Annotated in this window: 23 protein-coding genes; 12 read left to right on the top strand and 11 right to left on the bottom strand. The window is 67.5% G+C overall.

Translation table 11 applies throughout. From position 1 onward, the window contains the following. Window positions 1-81: 81 nt before the first annotated feature. Window positions 82-603, bottom strand: a complete 522-nt coding sequence (gene infC / locus AC1MGR_RS04210; protein ID WP_238280755.1) for a translation initiation factor IF-3 — start codon at window positions 601-603, stop codon at window positions 82-84. Window positions 604-790: 187 nt separating this feature from the next. Continuing rightward, on the bottom strand, window positions 791-2,023 hold the full coding sequence (locus AC1MGR_RS04205) for a glycosyltransferase family 4 protein (RefSeq protein ID WP_480233763.1): 1,233 nt from the start codon (window positions 2,021-2,023) through the stop codon (window positions 791-793). A gap of 183 nt (window positions 2,024-2,206) precedes the next feature. Here AC1MGR_RS04205 and AC1MGR_RS04200 point away from each other — a divergent pair, with 183 nt between their 5' ends. Beyond that, window positions 2,207-2,998, top strand: a complete 792-nt coding sequence (locus AC1MGR_RS04200) for an alpha/beta hydrolase (protein WP_480233762.1) — start codon at window positions 2,207-2,209, stop codon at window positions 2,996-2,998. Here AC1MGR_RS04200 and AC1MGR_RS04195 read toward each other — a convergent pair. Continuing rightward, complete coding sequence (locus AC1MGR_RS04195) at window positions 2,985-3,269, bottom strand: BQ00720 family protein (RefSeq protein ID WP_480233761.1); 285 nt, start codon at window positions 3,267-3,269, stop codon at window positions 2,985-2,987. The two genes, AC1MGR_RS04200 and AC1MGR_RS04195, sit on opposite strands and share 14 nt — an antisense overlap. Before the next feature lie 74 nt (window positions 3,270-3,343). Beyond that, window positions 3,344-3,781, bottom strand: a complete 438-nt coding sequence (locus AC1MGR_RS04190) for an Hsp20 family protein (RefSeq protein WP_108035463.1) — start codon at window positions 3,779-3,781, stop codon at window positions 3,344-3,346. A gap of 620 nt (window positions 3,782-4,401) precedes the next feature. Between AC1MGR_RS04190 and AC1MGR_RS04185 the strand changes: the two genes are divergently transcribed. The 7 genes from AC1MGR_RS04185 (at window position 4,402) to AC1MGR_RS04155 (ending at window position 8,516) form a co-directional block, all read left to right on the top strand. After that, window positions 4,402-4,797, top strand: a complete 396-nt coding sequence (locus tag AC1MGR_RS04185; RefSeq protein WP_480234927.1) for a Tat pathway signal protein — start codon at window positions 4,402-4,404, stop codon at window positions 4,795-4,797. Window positions 4,798-4,857: 60 nt separating this feature from the next. After that, window positions 4,858-5,547, top strand: a complete 690-nt coding sequence (locus AC1MGR_RS04180; protein ID WP_480233760.1) for a MotA/TolQ/ExbB proton channel family protein — start codon at window positions 4,858-4,860, stop codon at window positions 5,545-5,547. Window positions 5,548-5,665: 118 nt separating this feature from the next. Next, a complete protein-coding gene (gene tolR, locus AC1MGR_RS04175; RefSeq protein WP_108035598.1) occupies window positions 5,666-6,160 on the top strand; it encodes a protein TolR in 495 nt (164 codons plus the stop codon). Window positions 6,161-6,163: 3 nt separating this feature from the next. Then, a complete protein-coding gene (locus tag AC1MGR_RS04170; RefSeq protein WP_108035466.1) occupies window positions 6,164-7,264 on the top strand; it encodes a TonB family protein in 1,101 nt (366 codons plus the stop codon). Between the two features lie 21 nt (window positions 7,265-7,285). Then, on the top strand, window positions 7,286-7,816 hold the full coding sequence (locus AC1MGR_RS04165; protein WP_480233759.1) for a metallophosphoesterase family protein: 531 nt from the start codon (window positions 7,286-7,288) through the stop codon (window positions 7,814-7,816). 158 nt (window positions 7,817-7,974) lie between these two features. Further along, on the top strand, window positions 7,975-8,286 hold the full coding sequence (locus tag AC1MGR_RS04160) for a hypothetical protein (RefSeq protein ID WP_108035468.1): 312 nt from the start codon (window positions 7,975-7,977) through the stop codon (window positions 8,284-8,286). Window positions 8,287-8,375: 89 nt separating this feature from the next. Then, on the top strand, window positions 8,376-8,516 hold the full coding sequence (locus AC1MGR_RS04155; RefSeq protein WP_181259622.1) for a hypothetical protein: 141 nt from the start codon (window positions 8,376-8,378) through the stop codon (window positions 8,514-8,516). Between the two features lie 18 nt (window positions 8,517-8,534). Here the strand turns inward: AC1MGR_RS04155 and AC1MGR_RS04150 are convergent, their stop codons facing one another. Further along, window positions 8,535-8,780: a hypothetical protein gene (locus AC1MGR_RS04150; RefSeq protein WP_480233758.1), complete on the bottom strand. Its 246-nt coding sequence runs from the start codon at window positions 8,778-8,780 to the stop codon at window positions 8,535-8,537. Between the two features lie 172 nt (window positions 8,781-8,952). Between AC1MGR_RS04150 and flaF the strand changes: the two genes are divergently transcribed. Continuing rightward, window positions 8,953-9,312, top strand: a complete 360-nt coding sequence (flaF, locus tag AC1MGR_RS04145) for a flagellar biosynthesis regulator FlaF (protein WP_108035469.1) — start codon at window positions 8,953-8,955, stop codon at window positions 9,310-9,312. 84 nt (window positions 9,313-9,396) lie between these two features. Here the strand turns inward: flaF and AC1MGR_RS04140 are convergent, their stop codons facing one another. Then, window positions 9,397-9,804 carry a flagellar biosynthesis repressor FlbT gene (locus AC1MGR_RS04140; protein WP_480233757.1) on the bottom strand — a complete coding sequence of 136 codons (408 nt, stop codon included), beginning with the start codon at window positions 9,802-9,804 and terminating at the stop codon, window positions 9,397-9,399. Between the two features lie 243 nt (window positions 9,805-10,047). Between AC1MGR_RS04140 and AC1MGR_RS04135 the strand changes: the two genes are divergently transcribed. Then, the gene (locus AC1MGR_RS04135) at window positions 10,048-11,706 is read left to right on the top strand and encodes a flagellin N-terminal helical domain-containing protein (RefSeq protein WP_108035471.1); all 1,659 of its coding nucleotides are present in this window, start codon (window positions 10,048-10,050) and stop codon (window positions 11,704-11,706) included. Window positions 11,707-11,824: 118 nt separating this feature from the next. Here AC1MGR_RS04135 and AC1MGR_RS04130 read toward each other — a convergent pair whose 3' ends face one another. From AC1MGR_RS04130 to AC1MGR_RS04110, 5 genes are all read right to left on the bottom strand, one after another. Continuing rightward, window positions 11,825-12,214 (bottom strand): hypothetical protein, encoded by a 390-nt coding sequence (locus AC1MGR_RS04130; protein ID WP_108035472.1) that lies wholly within the window; start codon window positions 12,212-12,214, stop codon window positions 11,825-11,827. Window positions 12,215-12,362: 148 nt separating this feature from the next. Further along, complete coding sequence (gene modC, locus AC1MGR_RS04125; protein ID WP_480233756.1) at window positions 12,363-13,475, bottom strand: molybdenum ABC transporter ATP-binding protein; 1,113 nt, start codon at window positions 13,473-13,475, stop codon at window positions 12,363-12,365. A 4-nt stretch (window positions 13,476-13,479) separates the two neighbouring features. After that, window positions 13,480-14,193, bottom strand: a complete 714-nt coding sequence (gene modB / locus AC1MGR_RS04120; RefSeq protein ID WP_480233755.1) for a molybdate ABC transporter permease subunit — start codon at window positions 14,191-14,193, stop codon at window positions 13,480-13,482. Window positions 14,194-14,203: 10 nt separating this feature from the next. After that, the gene (modA, locus tag AC1MGR_RS04115; protein WP_480233754.1) at window positions 14,204-15,019 is read right to left on the bottom strand and encodes a molybdate ABC transporter substrate-binding protein; all 816 of its coding nucleotides are present in this window, start codon (window positions 15,017-15,019) and stop codon (window positions 14,204-14,206) included. A 61-nt stretch (window positions 15,020-15,080) separates the two neighbouring features. After that, window positions 15,081-15,284 carry a hypothetical protein gene (locus AC1MGR_RS04110; protein WP_108035475.1) on the bottom strand — a complete coding sequence of 68 codons (204 nt, stop codon included), beginning with the start codon at window positions 15,282-15,284 and terminating at the stop codon, window positions 15,081-15,083. A gap of 131 nt (window positions 15,285-15,415) precedes the next feature. Here AC1MGR_RS04110 and AC1MGR_RS04105 point away from each other — a divergent pair, with 131 nt between their 5' ends. Beyond that, window positions 15,416-16,354: a 50S ribosomal protein L11 methyltransferase gene (locus tag AC1MGR_RS04105; protein ID WP_108035476.1), complete on the top strand. Its 939-nt coding sequence runs from the start codon at window positions 15,416-15,418 to the stop codon at window positions 16,352-16,354. Window positions 16,355-16,376: 22 nt separating this feature from the next. Then, window positions 16,377-18,203 carry an aminopeptidase P family protein gene (locus AC1MGR_RS04100; protein ID WP_480233753.1) on the top strand — a complete coding sequence of 609 codons (1,827 nt, stop codon included), beginning with the start codon at window positions 16,377-16,379 and terminating at the stop codon, window positions 18,201-18,203. Window positions 18,204-18,250 lie beyond the last annotated feature (47 nt).

The following is an 18,250-nucleotide window of genomic DNA, read 5'->3' as shown; positions in this document are numbered from 1 at the left end:
CGATCATCCGAAACGAAAAGCACCGTCTCCCCCCGAGGAAGACGGTGCATTCGCAACATCAGATGAAACGAAAGGAGGGGCTCAACGCGGCGCCAGGATCATGATCATCTGACGACCCTCGAGCATCGGCTCGCTTTCGACCTTGGCAATCTCCTGAGTTTCGTTCTTGACCCGCTCGAGCAGGCGCAAGCCGATATCCTGGTGCGCCATTTCACGACCGCGGAAGCGCAACGTCACCTTGACCTTGTCACCTTCCTCGAAGAACCGGATCACGGCCTTCATCTTGGTATCGTAATCGTGCTTGTCGATGCCGGGGCGGAGCTTGATCTCCTTGACCTCGACCGTCTTCTGCTTCTTGCGCGCTTCGTTCTGTTTCTTCTGCTCGTTGAAGCGGAAGCGGCCGTAATCGAGAAGCTTACAGACGGGAGGGACGGAGTTCGGTGCGATCTCGACAAGGTCGAGACCTGCTTCCTCGGCCATGGCGATGGCGTCGAAGAAGGCGACGACGCCACGGTTCTGTCCGGTGTCGTCGATGAGCTGCACTTCGCGAACGCCGCGGATGTCCCGGTTGGCGCGCGGCCCGTCCTTCTGCGGGGCCGGCATAGCTCTCATAGGTCTACGAATGGCTTTGGTCTCCTAGTGAAACGACGAAATGGCAGCCCGCGAACCCGAACCCCGGTTGGGGTCGATCCTGGCCACCCATCGCTCGCGAAATTCGGTGCGATACCTTGGCTGAACTCTCGTGCAAGTCAACACAGTCCGCGCAGTTTGGTTCACAGTGGATGCGCGATCACCCCATCGCCGGTGTAGTTTGGCGGGCAATGAGGTCGGCGTAGACTGAGAGCGTATCGCCGACCATGCCCTCTAGAGAGAAATGGGCTTCTACGTGCGCCCGGCCACGACGGGTCATCGCATCCCGGGCGCTGGCGCCGAGCGAAAGAGCGTCCGACAGGGCATCGGCGAGAGCTCCGGCGTCACCGGGCGGCACCCGCCAACCGGTTCGCTGGGCCGGCGGAACTTCGGGAGGCGCCAACACCGTTTCCGGCACCGCTCCGAGATTCGATACGACGACGGGTGTGCCCAGGGCCTGGGCCTCCACGGCGGATCGTCCGAAGGCTTCCGGCTCGACGGATGGGACCGCCACCACAGAAGCCGCTCGGAACGCCGCCGGCATGTCGGTGCAGTGCCCGACTCGGTGCACGATCGTCTCGAGACCGCGCGCCGCGATCAGGGCGTCGAGTTCGCGCTCATAGGCGACGCGCCCCTGCGGATCACCGGCGAGCACGATGGCAATGTCGGCAACCCCACGGTCGCGCATCAATGCCGCCGCCTCGATCAGGACACGCTGGCCCTTCCAGCCTGTGAGGCGCGCGGCGAGCAGCACCACCCGCTCGTGTGGGGCAACGCCCCAGGCCCGCCGAAGGGCTTCGACTCGCCCTGGGAGAACGGCCGCGGGTGTGAACTGAGCGAGATCGGTACCGCGATGAATCACCCGGACCCGGTCGCCCGCCTGGTCAGGATGCAAGGTGCGGATCAGATCCGCGGTGTAGTGGGAATTGGCGATGACGATGTCGCCACGAGCCATCACGGAATTGTAGAGAATTTTCACGCCCGTGCGGCCAGAATAGCTGCCGTGATACGTCGTGACGAAAGGCAGCTTCGCGCGGCGCGCAGCGCCGAGGGCAACCCAGGCCGGGGCCCGCGAGCGCGCATGGACGATCTGCACGCCCTCACGCCGGCACAGGCGCGCCAGACGCCCAACGTTCACGGCCATGACGAGGGGATTCTTCGAGGCCGCCGGAAAGGGCAGCCAAGTTCCGCCCTTGGCCTGCAATTCGCCGATCAGGCGACCGCCCTCAGTGGCGACCAGCGCGCGCGCGCCGGCCGCAGCCAGGGCAGCAGCAACGTCGACCGTCGTACGCTCGGCACCGCCGGCATCGAGCTCCGGGATGATTTGTAGAATGGTCGCCCCGGCAAGCGGCGCACGCTCGCTCGGGAAACTGCCGCGGAGGTCGCCATTCATGACAGGCAAGCCGGAACGGCCCACGGCCCGCGATGGAGGCTCGGGGTGCGTCCCCCAGGCAAACAGAGTCCGTCGTGCGTGTCGGTCATGGCCGTGAGCTTGAACGCCGCGCTTTACGGCCCGGTAAACGAAATGCAAAGGCGATGCGTTCAGTTCGATGCATCACAGGGCGAGGGTTAACGAATGACGTCTGCGCAGGCTGAGGCGCCGGAATTCCTCGAAGTCGGGACTGGATCAGCAGCACGGCGGATCGCAGTGCGGCGGAGAGCCGGCGAAGGGCCGGCTCTGGTTTGGCTCGGAGGCTTCCGGTCGGATATGGGCGCCACGAAGGCGATGACGCTTGATACCTGGGCCGAGCGACAAGGCCGCGCTCTGGTGCGCTTCGACTACACTGGCCATGGCGAATCGACCGGTGTTTTCGCGGAATCCACAATCTCGACTTGGCTCGCAGATGCACAGGCGGTCATCTCGGCCTTCGCGCCCGAGAGCCCGATCTTGGTAGGTTCGTCGATGGGCGGCTGGATCGCGTGTCTGGTGGCCCGCGCGGGCGCCGATCAGGGCCAAGTAACGCCGCGTGGTCTCGTCCTTATCGCCCCCGCTCTGGATTTCACCCAAAGCCTCCTCTGGGACCGGTTTACCCCAGAAATTCGAGCGCAGATCGAGCAGGACGGTGCTTGGTTCCGACCGAGTGCCTACGATCCGGCGCCGGTACCGATCACTCACGCGCTGATACAGGATGGTCAACGCCATTGCCTGCTGGGCACGAGCTTCGATCCCGGGTGCCCGGTCCATATTCTTCAAGGCATGGACGACCCGGACGTTCCCTATACCCATGCCCTGCGCGTGGTGGAGAGGCTCCCGAAGGCCGGAACTCTCCTCACTCTCATAGCGGACGGCGACCATCGCCTGTCACGGCCGCAGGATCTGAAACGGCTTCTGACGACGGTCGCCGAATTTCCAATCAGTGCAGACTGACCGTGTAGAGGTCGTTCGCCGCCGCGTTGGCCACCACGGCATCCCGAGAGTCGGCGAGCAGAATTGGTGCCCCGCTGGCTGAGAGGAGGGCGAACAGGTCGAGGCCAGGAGTGAGATCGGGCGCCTGCGGAAAGATGCGCTTCACCTCGTCGGAGCGGATCGCGCGCACATAAGCGATATGTCCTTCGCCGAGTGCGGCAAGATCGGCCACGTTAAAGTCGGCCGAATCGAGGTCGGCCTGGGTGAGCGGATTGGTGTTGAACTCGGTCATGGACTGCCCTCCTTCTTGGCAGAGCGGTACACCGGGAACGGGCCCGGCGGTCGATGTGAGCCGAAGCCCTGGCGCTAGGCTTCGTCGCGGGACGCAATGACGATCTTGCGGACGATCCTGTCAGGCTCCGGCCGAGTCAGGTCGATCGACAAGAGACCGTTCGAGAGATCGGCGCCCATCACTTCCATGCCGTCCGCGAGCAGGAATGCGCGCTGGAACTGACGTGCGGCGATACCGCGGTGCAGGAACTGCCGGGTCTTGTCGTCCACCTGCCGGCCACGTACCACCAGCTGGCTCTCCTCTAGCATCACGTCGAGCTGATCGCGGGTGAACCCTGCGACCGCGAGCGTGATCCGAAGGCGCTCCGGCTGATGCTCGGTCCGCGCTAGGCGCTCGATGTTGTAGGGCGGATACCCATCGTTGGCGGCCTTCGACACCCGGTCGAGAGCCTGTTCGATCTCATCGAATCCGAGGAGAAAGGGATGTCCGAACGGTGAGGGCCGAGTCGTCACGAACGCATATCCTTCCAGCGAAGCCCGAAACTAAAGTCTGACGAGGCACTTCGGTGACCGGGGCCCGCCTTGGCAGCACCCCTCCCGGCCTTCGTTCGCCGGTCATCGCGATATGGAGGCGGGTTCGGGACGCATCAAGGGCGTGGTTGCCTCGACACATTGCCCCATGAGGCGTCGCGCCTCCCGTTGCCCCATGAGGCGTCGCGCCTCCCGTTAGCCACTCATGGGTCAGGCGTTTTCGGCAATCGGCGGCGGGATGGTCAGGCAGATCGCACGCTGAGCCGATCTGCGGCTCGAGTAACAGTTTGGAATTCCTCTGATATTCCGTCCTGCGCTTGATCTGCGGTCGCGTCCTCGGATATGCCCACCCCGCATAGAGCACTGCCTGGATCGTGGGTCTCAAACCGCGATCCTAGCTGTTCGCCGAATTGAATCCGGGCCGAGCAGGGTTGTCGAGACATCATGTCGAGATGTCGAGACAGACATCGCGGAGATCCGGGTGTGTCGCGCTGAGCGACGATACGTGAGCTGGGATGCGCGGCGTGAGCAAAGACAGGTTCTTGCAGAGGAAGAAGACCATCGTGGCAAAGCATGTCGTTTCCGGCCTTGCGTCCCTGGCGATGCTCACGAGTTGGGTTGCAATGGCCGCCGCTCAGGACGGCAAGGCTGCGCCGATCAAACTGGAGCTCAATCGCCTGGAACCCGCCGGCGACGCATGCCGCACCTATCTTCTCGTGGACAACAGCCGCGGTCCGGCGCTGAAGTCGCTGAAAGTCGACTTGTTCGCATTCGATACCGAAGGGATCGCCCAGAAGCGCCTGTCGGTGGAATTAGGGCCGGTGCAAGACCGCAAGACGATGGTTCGCCTCTTCGACTTCCCGGGGATCGCCTGTCCGAAGATCAGTCGCCTGCTCCTGAACGACGTCCTGGCCTGCGAGGGCGGCGAGGCCAGCCGTGAGACCTGCCTCGACCGTATCGAGACAGAGAGTAAGACCTCCGCGGCCTTCGTGCGCTGATCAGCGCATTCGAGATCCGATATCGAAGCCCGCACACCGCACGCACCGAGAGAGACCATCATGGATCCCACCGCAGCGCAGGCCGAAGTCACGCACGACTTTTCCTTCATCGGACTGTTCCTGCAGGCGGATCCGATCGTGAAGGGCGTGATGATCCTCCTCGTGATCGCCTCGATCGCGTGCTGGACCGTCGTCTTCGAGAAGATCATCCGGATCGCCGCTGCCAAGCGTCAAGCCAAGGCGTTCGACGTACTGGTGCGGTCCGGCGGAGCGCTCGAGGCATCGGGCGGCGGCATGGACGCGCAGATCATGGGAGCGGCCGCGGAAGCTTGGCGGGATCAGGATTCCAGCGAGACCCGGGCCGAGCGGCGGGACCGCATCGAGCGCGCCATGCGCGCGGCCCTGACCGGCCGGATCAAGCGGCTGCAGACTGGCCTGCCGCTCCTGGCCACCGCCGGCTCGACGGCGCCCTTCATCGGGCTGTTCGGGACGGTCTGGGGCATCATGAATTCCTTCTCGTCCATCGCGAAGAGCCAGGACACCTCGCTCGCTGTGGTCGCCCCTGGTATCGCCGAAGCCCTGTTCGCCACGGCCATCGGCCTCATCGTCGCGATCCCTGCCGTGATGGCCTACAACAAGCTCATCAATGATGTCAGCCGGATCCAATCCAGCTTCGTCTCCAGCATCGGCGTGCTCGGCAATCGACTCGCCCGGGACCGGGCCGTGCATGGTCGTGCCGCCGCCGAGTGACCACTCCCATCTGACTCAGACTCGCGTCGGCGCCCCGCGAGCGCCGATTCTCGACAGCAACCTGTGCGGCGAACCGGCCTGATCGCCCTTCGCCTTGGCCCTGGAGGGCCGCTTCACGATGGCAATGGGTTCGATCCGTGCCGGCGGCGGCGATGACGACGATGGTCTCGACGCGGCGCCGATGTCCGAGATCAACGTCACCCCGATGGTCGACGTCATGCTCGTGCTGCTGATCATCTTCATGGTGGCCGCTCCCCTGATGACCACGGGTGTACCCGTGCAGTTGCCCAAGACCACTGCCCAGAAGGTCGCCCAAGCCAAGAAGCCGCTCGAGATCTCCATCGACAAGGACGGTAGGCCCTACCTGGCGAAGGAAGAACTCACGGCGGATGCGATCCTGCCACGTCTGCGCGCATTGGCGGCTCAGGACCCCGGCCAAGTGATGCTGGTGCGCGGCGATCGCGACGTCCCCTACGGCAAGATCATGGAGGTGATGGGCCTCGTCGGCCAAGCCGGCTTCACAAAGGTCTCGTTGATCGCCCAGTCCCCCGGTGGGGCGCTGCCTGCCTCTCCGGCCGCTGCTCCGGCCCCTGCCAGCGGAACGCCGCAGTAATCCATGAACGCACTGCATCCCAACAGCGCCTTCGCGACCACGGCCGAACCGGAGCAGCGCGGTCCGTCCGGCCTGGCCGCGGCGTTCCTCGTCGCGCTCGCCCTGCACGTCGCGGCGCTGATCGGTATGGCGCTGTTCGGCACGGCGCCCACTGCGCCGCCCGGCGAGAACATCGTGACGATCGATCTCGCCCCGCAGATGACGGAGGCGAACACCCAGGCACCGTCCGAGCAGGCAGCCCAGGCACCCGCTCCGCCGGAAGCGAACCCGGTGGAAACGCCGGAGGAGAGCCCGGTTACGAAGCCGCTGGAGACGACCGAGGTGGCCCCGCCCGAAGCCACCGTCCCGCCGCCGCCGGACGCGACGCCGGTCGCCCCCGAAGCCACCACCATGGCCGAGCCGCCTGAGGCACCGGTCACGCCTCCGACCGAAGCGGTCGTCGAGCCACCGCCCGAGGACCAGGTCATCACCTCGACAGGGGAGGAAGCGCCCGCCCTCGCCCCACCCCCGCCCACGATCGCCGAGGCTCCCAAGCCCGTGGAGGTGGAGAAGCCGAAGCCGGATATGGCCAAGATCCTGGAGGCGAAGCGTGAGGCGAAGCGGAAGGCGGATCGTGAAGCCCGCCTGAAGGCCGAGCAGGAGGAGCGCCGCGAGGCCATCGCCGAGGCCCGTCGCGAAGCTGCCAAGGACGCTAAGGCGAAGGCTGCCAAGGAAGCGGCGCGCCGCGCCGCGGCCGCGGCGAGCGAGGGGCGTGCCCAGCAGAATTCAGCGTCTGCGTCGCGGCAGAGCAGTGCGGGCTCGGCTGCTGGTGGGAACGATCCAAACGCCCTCAGGGCGTGGCAGGGCATGCTGAGTTCGGCGATTCGAGGGCGAATGAACGCCAATGCGGCGGCCGGCACCAGTGGCGGCGTGGCTGTCGTCCGGTTCACGGTGTCCCGCTCCGGTCAGGTGCTGAGTTCGGGGCTCGCCAGCAGCAGCGGCATCGGCGCCATCGACAGCGCCGCCTTGGCGACCGTTCGGGGCTCACTCCCGGCGGCACCCGCCGGGATCAGTCTGAGCAGCCTCGCCGTTACCGTTCCGCTGCGCTTCAGTCCCGGACGCTGATTGCGGCCGGGAGAGCCAGCCGTGGCCGTATGGTTCACCAGCGACACGCATTTCGGAGATCCGCGGATCCTGCGGATCGACCAGCGGCCCTACCCTGATCTCGCGACCCACGACGCCGCGCTGATCGCCGCCTGGAATGCGGTCGTCGGGCCCGAAGACGAGGTTTGGCACCTCGGCGACTTCGCCCTCGGTCTCTCCGATGGCAACATTGCCGAGATCCTGGCGAGCCTGTCAGGCACCAAGCACCTCATCATCGGCAACAATGACGGGACCGGTACGCTGCGAGCGCCCGGGTGGGCCTCGATCGCCCATTATGCCGAGATTACTGTCGATGCACGGCGCCTGGTGCTCTGTCACTATGCGTTTCGGACCTGGAACGGGATCGGCCGCGGTGCCATCAACCTGCACGGTCACTCACACAACAAGCTGAAACCGATCCCCCGGCAATACGATGTTGGTATCGATGCACAGGGCCCTGCCCCGATTTCGCTAGGCCAGATCCTGGTGTCCCGGCGCCGACGGACGACGCCATGGCTCAGCGTGGAACCTTAGCGACAGGTTTGCCGTTTCTCGGACCTGAACGCGAGATGAGTGCCGCCGGCCTGATGTAATATTGGGCAAGTCCGCTTTGATCTTGCGGACACTTTCGAACGTTCGATGAATTCTGTTCACCGGCCGCACGTCCAGGTGTCCCCATCTCAGGTGCCCCCATGCGTCAATTTTCTAGACTGACCCTCGCCGCCGGTCTCGTGCTGGCTCTGGTCGCACCGGCCCTCGCCGCGCCCGCCTGTCTTGATGCGCAGCGCAAAGTCGATGAGGCCAATGCGCTCCGCTACCAGTTCCGTCAGGAAGCGCGGATCGGCAATCATGACCGCGCCTGCGACACCCTCGATGAGATCGGCGACCGTTACGCCGATGCCCGTGATGCTTTCGAGGATTGCGGCGCTGGCGTCATCGCCATCGATCTTCGCAGCGAGTCGCGGGCCCTTCGGGCGGCCAAGCGCGCCAATCGCTGCGATTGATGGGGTGCGGGCCCGCACGCCCGCCCGCCACGCTTCGTTTCACTGTCAACTCGCACGCGGCCGATGAGTCGCCGCCAAGGTCATCCATCATGAACACCACCGCCGCCCTCGACCTGAAGACCACGGATCGCAGCTTCTCCACCGGCCCGTCCTTCGCAGCCGCCCTCTGCGGGTTCGTCAGCACCACCGTGGCGACCACGATGGTGATGTTTCTGATCAGCAGCCTCTGAGCCACACGGATCGTTCGCTCACGGAGCGACGAACCAGAACCGGCGCTTCGAGAACAGCATGTCCGGTTGTCCCACGGTCGCAGCCGGACGGCAGGGCGGTTCGGCGCGAGACGCCTCCGGCGTTTTCGCTGCGGGCATCAGCAGCGCGGTGGAAACGGGAAAGAGCCCGAGCTTGGCTTGCACGACGGGCTGGCGAACGGCGGAAATCGTGACGAGCCCGACCAGCAGTCCGCCCGCGACAGTGCCCAGAATGAAATTCATCATGGTGGCGGAATCCCACACCCTGCGCGTGATCCGCGCGGGCGCGCGCTCTCCGTCGTCGCATATCCGGGCATGATTACGGCACGGAGTGATATTACGGTCCCTTAACAATCGGGTGTCTAAGTTCGGCCCGCGCCCCGAATCGGGTCTGCACACCTTGAGGGAGGATCGAGCGATGTCGTACGGGGCCAGCGCCTATGCCCGGGTTGCACAGACTGCACTGTCGCCGCGCGAGGCAGAGGCTGCCGTCTTGATCAAGGCTGCGACGCGCCTGCAGGCGATCCAGACCGATTGGACCAATCAGGCCCCTGCCCTGAACGAGGCCCTGAACTTCAATCAGAAGGTCTGGACCATCATCGCCGGGGCAGCCACGGCCCCCGAGAGCCCATTGCCGGTCGAAATCAAGAACAACATCGCGGAACTTTCGACCTTCGTCTTCAAGCGGATGATCGATACGCTGATCGAGCCGAGCGCCGAGAAGCTTTCCGCCCTGATCAGCATCAACCAGAACATCGCCGCCGGCCTGCGCATGTAAGCCGCGAGACGGCAGCGTCGATAACGAGAGAGCCCGCCGCTTCCCAGCGGCGGGCTCTCTCGTTTTGTAATAGCAATGGATGCTTCAGCCTTGGGATGCTGCGGGGGGCGCCAGCAGCTCGGCCAGCGACTGCTCGTACTGGATCAGCTCCTTGCAGCGCTTCAGCGCGCGGTAGAGATCGCGCTCCGCGATGAAATCGTGGATGTCGCGCAAGTAGGGCGCCATGCTCGGCGCCGCCGCGATCAGCGCGTTGGCCTGCGTGATGAACAGGTCCTCTGTCTCCGGCGTGACCTCGGCGAGGTACATCACCGTCAACGTCACATAGAGGCGCTTGCAGGCCGTATCGGCCTCGCTCTCCAAGATGATGTCGCTCTCGCGCAGGAACTTCGTCACGGTCTCGATCACGAAGCTGGAGCGGCGGGATCCGTTGCGGATCGCCGTGCCCCCGATCAGCAGGCGCTCGAACGGCTTGAGCTCGATCTTCAGGGGCATGGCGCTTCTCGATCCGGACCTGAGGAGCACCTTCGTCGTTCTTGGTTAACAAGCTCTCAAGAGCTGCCACGGAGACAAACATCAACGTGCTGAAAGCAAAGAGTTTTTCTCCGATCGACCTGAGTTGATCGATCACATTAAGCTTTGGTTCGGACTGCACATTAAGTCGATCGCAAGAGATGGGTGGTCATGTGCACGGGCCTCCAAAAATGGAGGTGCACCGATCAGAATGGATCGAACACCATGTCTAGCGTCACCCTTACCGCCGCGACCCGCCAAAACCTGCTCTCGCTGCAGGGCACCGCGGATCTGCTGTCCAGCACCCAGAATCGACTCTCCACGGGCAAGAAGGTCAACTCGGCCCTCGACGACCCGACGAGCTTCTTCACGTCCCAGTCGCTGTCCGGCCGCTCGGGCGACCTGGGCTCGCTCCTCAACGGTATCTCCAACGGCGTCCAGACCATCCAGGCCGCCAACCAGGGTATCACCTCGATCCAAAAGCTGGTCGACTCGGCCAAGTCCACCGCCAACCAGGCGCTCGCGGACAAGAGCGCCGTCACGAGCGGAACTCCGGCCACGGCCGCGATCCTGACGGCTGTCACCGGTTTCCAGGGCACGACCACTGCTGCTACCGATGGCACTCAGGACTTTTCGGGCACCCGGAACGCTACCTTCACCCTTGGTGATGGTACGAACAGCACCACGATCACGCTCGACGCAACGACGCTGAGCGGCGTGACCAGCAATGTCGCTAAGGCGACGGCCGATGATGTCGTCAAGGCTATCAACAACCAGCTCGCCAACGACACAACCAACCCTGCTGCCGTGACCGCCTCCAAGACCACCGACGGCCGTATCGTCTTCACTTCAACCGCGACAGGGGCGTCTGCTTCTGCCGTGGTCACCAATACGGCGGCTAACGAAGTCGATATCGGCTTTGGCACTGCGACGGCTGCTCAGACGGCGACTGGCGCGGCTGCCAAGAGCAGCGCTACCGCCGCCATTGCTACGGGTGTGACGGCCGTCGGCGCGACGACCGATTTGTCCGGTGCCAACACGGCTGCCTTCGACATCCAGCTTGGTACGGGGCCTAAGAAGACCATTACCGTCGCTGCTGGTGCGACTGCAAACGCTACGACGCAAACCGAGATTCTGTCGTCGATCAATGGACAGCTCAATGCTGATACCGGGTTCAAGGGCAAGGTGACGGCAAGCTTCGTAGCGAACAAGCTGACCTTCACCTCGACCGATACCGGCTCCTCCCAGCAGATCACCATCGACAACTCGGCAGGTGGCACGACCGATCTCGGCTTTGGCGTCGCTGGCGCGAGCACGAAGGCAGTGGTCGCCAATGGTTCGGGCTCCGCGAGCGGTACTAACGCCACGCGTACGTCACTTGCCAAGCAGTTCAACACCCTGCTTGACCAGATCACCCAGCAGGCGAAGGACTCCAGCTATAACGGCATCAACCTGCTGTACCGCTCGGGTACCGACAAGGCTGAAAACTCGCTGAAGGTGACATTCAATGAAACAGGCTCCTCCAGCCTCAACATTGAGGGTTCGAAGCTCGATGCTGATGGTCTGGGTCTCAACTCCGTCACGGGCGATTTTCAGTCCGATGATGAGATCAACAAGGCACTGACAGCCATCACCCAGGCGACCAGCCAGCTTCGCGCCCAGTCCTCGACCTTCGGCTCGAACCTCTCGGTCGTGCAGAACCGTCAGGACTTCTCGAAGAACCTGATCAACATCCTCGACACCGGCTCGGCCAACCTGACGAACGCGGACCTCAACGAGGAAGCCGCCAACTCGCAGGCCCTGTCGACCCGCCAGTCGATCGGCATCTCGGCCCTCTCGCTCGCCAACACGGCGCAGCAGGGCATCCTGCAGCTCCTCCGCTAAGGGTGAGCCCGCCGCCGGCCTTCGGGCCGGCGGTTTTTTTTATTTTCGCCAGACGGCAAAAAAGGAAGGCCGGGGCTCAGCGCCCCGGCCTTCTCTTCGTTTCAAGAGGCGTGATGCCTCAGGCGGTGCGGTCGAGGGGGCGGGCCGCGGGCTTGGCACGGGCCTCGGCGGCCTCCGCATAGGCGCGGGCCTTGAGCACCACCGGGTCGGGCAGTTGCACGACGACATCGCCCGAGTTCGGATCCACCTCCTGGTAGACCACCGCCTTGGTGTCCTGGTCGATCCGGATGCGCGGCTCCATCGCGGTCTCAGTCGCCTTCGCGTCCGGCGCCGGAGTCCGGGAGGTGCCGGCACGAGGATCGGGGCCCTGGTCCTGGCTGCGAATGTCCACCCGCACGGCCGGTGCGAGGGGCGCGGGAGCCTGGACGGGCTGGACCGGGGGAATGGGAGCCGGCGTGGCGGCGGTGACGCGGGCCGGAAGCACGGCGCCGAGGCTTGTGATCGACATGGCACGCTCCTGCTCGCGGCTTTTTCGCTGTCCCACCAGTCAAGACCTGCGGCGTGAATGGGATCTTAAGGAATTGGTTCTGCAGGGGCTTTCTTGGGTGGCATGCACAATACGCCGTCAAGACGACGCATCGAATTTTAACGAATCCTCAGATCTCGACGGCGCCGGCCGCCCGTCCCATCCCGTGCGGATCGAAGGCGACGCTCTTGACGATGGCGAAGACCGGCCGGCCGGGCGCGAGGCCGAGTTCGTGCACGGAGGCGCGGGTCAAGCGGGCGGAGAGCACGGCACCGCCGCAATCCACCTCCACCAGCACCGTACCGTCCGCCTGGACAAGGAGACCAAGCACTTGGCCGCTCAAGCGATTCCGGGCACTCAGGCCCACGGGCTCGTCGAGTGAGAGCAGGACGTCTCGGGCGGGAATGTGGACGCGGATGCCGGTGCCGACCGCCTGGGCGAGGCGCGGCACGAGAAGGCGCCCGGCACGGCCTGAGAGGAGGGTCAGTCCCGCATTCGGGGCGTCGGCCTCCACCACCATGTCGAGGAGGGCGCCGGCCTCGGCCGCATGGAAGGCCCCGAGATCGCCCCGGCGCAGGATGGACTCGGCGGGTCCGGCGGCCGCGACGCGGCCCCCTTCGAGCACCACGATGGTGTCGGCGAGGCGCGCCACTTCGGGCACCGCATGGCTTACGTATACCATGGGGATCGCGGCGACGTCACGGAGGCGCTCGATCAGCGGCAGGATCTCGGCCTTGCGCTCGGCATCGAGGGCGGCGAGCGGCTCGTCCAGGAGCAGGAGGCGGGGCCGCGACAGCAGCGCCCGGCCGATCGCGACGCGCTGGCCCTCGCCGCCGGACAGTCCGGCCGGCCGACGGTCGAGGAGGTGGCCGATGCCCAGGAGGGCGATGACCGCCTCCGGCTCCAGGCCGGCCTCGTCCCGGCGGCCGCGGGCGAACCAGCGCCCGTAGGCGAGGTTCTGACGGACCGAGAGATGGGGCATCAGCCGCGCCTCCTGGAACACGGTGCCGATGCGGCGGCGATGGGCGGGGACCGCGCGGCCGCGATCCGTGTCGAGCAGGGTCTCGCCGTCGAGGGCGATCCGGCCCCGGTCGGGCCGGGCCAAGCCGGCGAGGCAGGCGATCACCGTGCTCTTGCCCGAGCCCGAGCGGCCGAACAGGGCGGTGAGGCCCGGCGGGGCGGTGAAAGCCACGTCGAGACGGAAGGCGCCGCGCGCCAGGGCGAGATCGACTGCGAGCGTCATCGGCTCATCCCGCCCCGATCCGGCGCCCGACCCGGCGGGCCAGGAGTTCGGAGACCAGCAGGGCCGCCATCGAGATCGCCACGGAGACCAGGGTGAGGCGCAGGGCCCCGGCCTCCCCGCCGGGCACCTGGGTCAGGGTGTAGATCGCCGAGGGCAGGGTCTGGGTCTCGCCGGGGATGTTCGACACGAAGGTGATGGTGGCGCCGAACTCGCCCATGGCCTTCGCGAAGGCCAGCACGGCGCCGGCCAGGACCCCCGGCAGGGCGAGGGGCAGCGTCACGGTGAGGAAGACCGCGAAGGGACCGGCGCCGAGGGTCGCGGCCGCCTGCTCGACGCGGGCATCGACGGCCTCGAGGGAGAGGCGCATCGCCCGCACCATCAGGGGAAAGCCCATCACCGCGCAGGCGAGCGCCGCCCCGGTCCAGCGGAACGAGAGGACGATGCCGAGATCGGCCAGGAGGGCGCCGAAGGTCCCGCGCCGGCCGAAGGCCAGGAGCAGGAGGTAGCCGGTCACCACGGGCGGCAGGATGAGCGGAAGATGGACCAGCCCGTCCAGGAGCGCCCGCCCGGGGAAGCGCCGGCGCGCCAGCACCCAGGCGACGGCGAGGCCCGGGCCGAGGCTCGCCAGGGTGGCGACCCCGGCCACCCGCAGGCTGAGGGCGATGGCGGACCATTCCTCCGGCGAGAGGCCGAGCCGGTCCAGGATCGCGGGATTCAAGGCCGGACGATCAGGTCCGGTCCTCGGCGCCGATCACCGAGAAGCCCTGGCGCTCGAAGAACACCCGGGCGGCGGGGCTGCGGAGGTAGGCCAGCAGGGCGACCGCATCCGGATTGGTCGAATCCTTGGTCAGCGCCACGGGATAGATCACCGGCGGGTGGCTCGCGGCCGGGAAGGTGGCGACCACCCGGACGCTGGGGTCGGAGACCGCGTCGGTGGCGTAGACGATGCCGAGCGGTGCCTCGCCGCGGGCCACGAGCAGGAGCGCCGCCCGCACGTTCTCGGCCTGGGCGACCCGGTCCTTCACACCCTCCCAGGCGCCGAGGCTCTCCAGTGCCGCCTTGCCGTACTTACCGGCCGGCACCGCCGCGACGTTACCCATGGCGATGCGGCCGTCGCCGAGGGCCTTGGCGAAGGCCGCGGCGAGGTCGGGGCCGGGCTTGAGCGAGAGGGCCACGGCCGAATCCTTGGGGGCGATCAGCACGAGGGCGTTGCGCAGGAGGTTCGACCGGGTGCCCGGCTTGAGGCCGTCCTTGCCCGCCACGTCGTCCATCCAGGCGAGATCGGCGGAGACGAACAGGTCGGCCGGCGCCCCGGCCTCGATCTGCTTGGCCAGCGCACTGGAGGCCGCGTAGGAGATCCGGGCGGTCTTGCCCGTCTCCTTCGTCCAGGCGGCGGCGGCCTCGTCGAGGGCGTTCTTCAGACTGGCGGCGGCGAAGACAACCACGGGCGTCTCGGCGCGCGCCGGGGCGACGCCTCGGGCGAGTCCAAAGCCACCCACCACGCCCAGGACCAAACCGAGCAACATCCGTTTCGTCTGTTTCATCGCCCTGCTCTTGCATTTTCTGCCGGAGCGCCCGCCATAGCATGGATCGGCGCCGACGCGATCACGCGTCGTGCTCGTCCTCGTCGAAGAGCCGACGCTCGGAGCGGTGCAGGCGGCTGAGCAGGACGAGCATCGGCCCCGGCATCGGTCCCGTCAGGGTCTCGGCATCGGTGAAGCCCCCGCGCTCGCGCACGAGGCGACGGCGGGCCTTGGACTTTTCCGCGAGGACGACCGGCGTTCGTCCGCCGGCTCTTCTGATTTTCATACGCACAACGCACGCTCCGACATCGACGCGAGCCTGGAGAAGCGACAACAAACGCGGATCCGGCGCTTCCGTTCCGGCCAAGCTTGCACACGAGGTGGCGGCGGGACGTCGCGGGTGATAGAGCCCCGCTCATGCTCGAAGGCCTGCCTCCCCACCGTCCGACCCACGTGCTGCGCCTCCTCACCGACGAGGGGTCGGCGCGCGCGATGACCGACCTCCTCGGCGAGATGTTCGACCCGACGCAGACGGCGGTGGCCGCCTTCGAGGCCGAGGACGGCCGGACCTGGCGGCTCGAGGCCTACTTCGCCGACGCGCCGGACGAGGACATGATCCGCGACCTGATCCGCCCCGTGGTCGGCGCGCAGGCGGATGTCGCCACCTTCGAGACCATCGACCAGCAGGATTGGGTGCGCGCCTCCCTGGAGGGCCTGAAGCCCGTCCGGGCCGGCCGCTTCCTCGTCCATGGCAGCCACGACCGCGACACGGTCCGGGCCAACGACCTCGCCATCGAGATCGAGGCGGCCTTGGCCTTCGGCACCGGCCATCACGGCACCACGCTGGGCTGCCTCCGGGCCTTCGCCGGAATCCTCAAGCGCGGACGCCCGGCCCACGTGCTCGACGTCGGCACCGGCACCGGCATCCTCGCCTTCGCGGCCGCCAAGGCCCTGCATACGCCGGTGATCGCCGGCGACCTCGACCCGGAGGCGGTGACCACCGCCATCGGCAATGCCCGCCTCAACGGCCTCGGGCCCGTGCTTCGCCTCTACCAGGGGCCGGGCGTGCGCCACGCCCTCGCCGACCGGCCGCGCCGCTTCGACGTGGTCTTCGCCAACATCCTGGCCCGGCCCCTGAAGGGCTTGGCGCCGTCCCTGACGGCGGTGGTGGCCGACCACGGCGTCCTGATTCTCTCCGGCCTGATCGAGCGCGACGTGCCGGGCGTGCTCTCCACCTATCGGCACCGCGGCTTCCACCTCGCCCGGCACGGGCTGATCGAGGGCTGGGCGACCCTGGTGCTGACCCGCGGCGGCGCGGCGGCGCGCCCGCGCCGGACGCGGTTGCAGCCCTTCTGAGGCCGGCGTAACCCTGGGCGCCATGACCCGCGCCCGCTTCCAGACCTTCGACGATCCGAGCCACCGCCACGGCGCCGCCCGCATCCGGGCCCTGCGCGAGGCCCTGAAGGAGGCCGGGCTCGACGGCTTCGTGGTGCCCCGCGCCGACGAGCACCAGTCGGAATACGTGCCGCCGCAGGCCGAGCGCCTCGCCTGGCTCACGGGCTTCACCGGCTCGGCCGGCACCGCCGTGATCCTGCTCGAGGAGGCCGCCCTCGTCGTCGACGGGCGCTACACCCTGCAGGCACCGGCCCAGGTCGATACCGGCGTCATCACCCCCGTGCCCCTGGCCGAGACCAGCGTCGCGGCCTGGATCGGCGCCCACCTCAAGCCCGGCCAGGTGCTGGCCTACGATCCCTGGCTGCACACCCCCGACGGCGTGGCGCGCCTGGAGCGCGCGGTGGCCAAGGCCGGTGCGCGGCTGCAGGCGGTGGACCGGAACCCGGTCGACGCGGTCTGGACCGACCGGCCGGGGCCGCCGGCGGGCACCGTCGTCGCCCAGCCGCCGGAGCTCGCCGGCGAATCCGCCGCGGACAAGCTCGCCCGCATCCGGGCGGCCCTCGCCGAGGCGGACGATGCCGCCCTGGTGATCTCCGATCCGCACAACCTCGCCTGGGCCTTCAACCTGCGCGGCAGCGACGTGGCCCACACCCCCCTGGCCCTGGGCTACGCCCTGGTGCCCCGCGCGGGGCGCGCCGCCCTCTACCTGACCTCGTCCACCGTGAGCCCGGACCTGCGCGCCGCCCTGGCGCCCCTCGCCGACCTGCACCCGCGCGCCGCCTTCGCGGACGCCCTCGCGGCCCAGGCGGCGAACGCCGCGCGCCTCCGCCTCGATGCCGCCACCGCCGCAAACGCCCTGAAGCAGCGGGTGGAGGCGGCCGGCGGCGTCGCCGATCTCGGGCCGGACACGATCACCGCCATGAAGGCGGTGAAGAACCCGGCCGAGATCGCCGGCACCCGCGCGGCCCATCTCCGCGACGGCCGCGCGGTGACCCGTTTCCTCGCCTGGCTCGATGCCCAGGGCGAGACGCTGACCGAGATCGCCGCCGTGGAGGCCCTGGAGGATTTCCGCGCCGAGGGCGGTCTGCTGCGCGACGTCTCGTTCCCGACGATCTCGGGCAGCGGCGCCAACGGCGCCATCGTCCATTACCGGGTCAGCCGCGAGACCGACCGCCGCATCCGGCCCGGGGAGCTGTTCCTGGTGGATTCCGGGGCGCAGTACCTGGACGGCACCACCGACATCACCCGCACGGTGGCGATCGGCCCGCCCTCCGAGGCGATGCGCGACCATTTCACCCGCGTGCTCCGGGGGCATATCGGCATCGCCCGGGCGGTGTTCCCGAAGGGCACCACGGGGGCCCAGATCGACGCCTTCGCGCGCCTGCCCCTCTGGGAGGCCGGCCTCGACTTCGACCACGGCACCGGCCACGGCGTCGGGGCCTTCCTGTCGGTGCACGAGGGGCCGCAGCGCATCGCCAAGACCGGGACGGTCGCCCTGGAACCCGGCATGATCCTCTCCAACGAGCCGGGCTACTACAAGCCCGGCGCCTACGGGATCCGCCTCGAGAACCTCGTCCTGGTGGAGGCCCGCGACCTGCCCGGCGGCGAGCGCCCGATGCTCGGCTTCGAGACCCTGACCCTCGCGCCCTTCGACCGCCGCCTGATCCGCCCCGACCTCCTGAGCCCGGAGGAGATGGCCTGGATCGACGCCTACCATGCCCGCGTGCGGGAGGCCCTGGAGCCGGACCTCGACCCGGCGACGCGGGCCTGGCTGGCTGAGGCGACCCGGCCGATGGCGGCGGCGGTCTGACCCCGGCGCGAGCGGCGCGCCGGATCGCCCCCGCGACCATCCTGCGC

This window comes from Methylobacterium sp. BI1, assembly GCF_056680125.1.
Note: the sequence above shows the minus strand (reverse complement) of the source record. Positions and strands in the feature narration are given on the sequence as shown.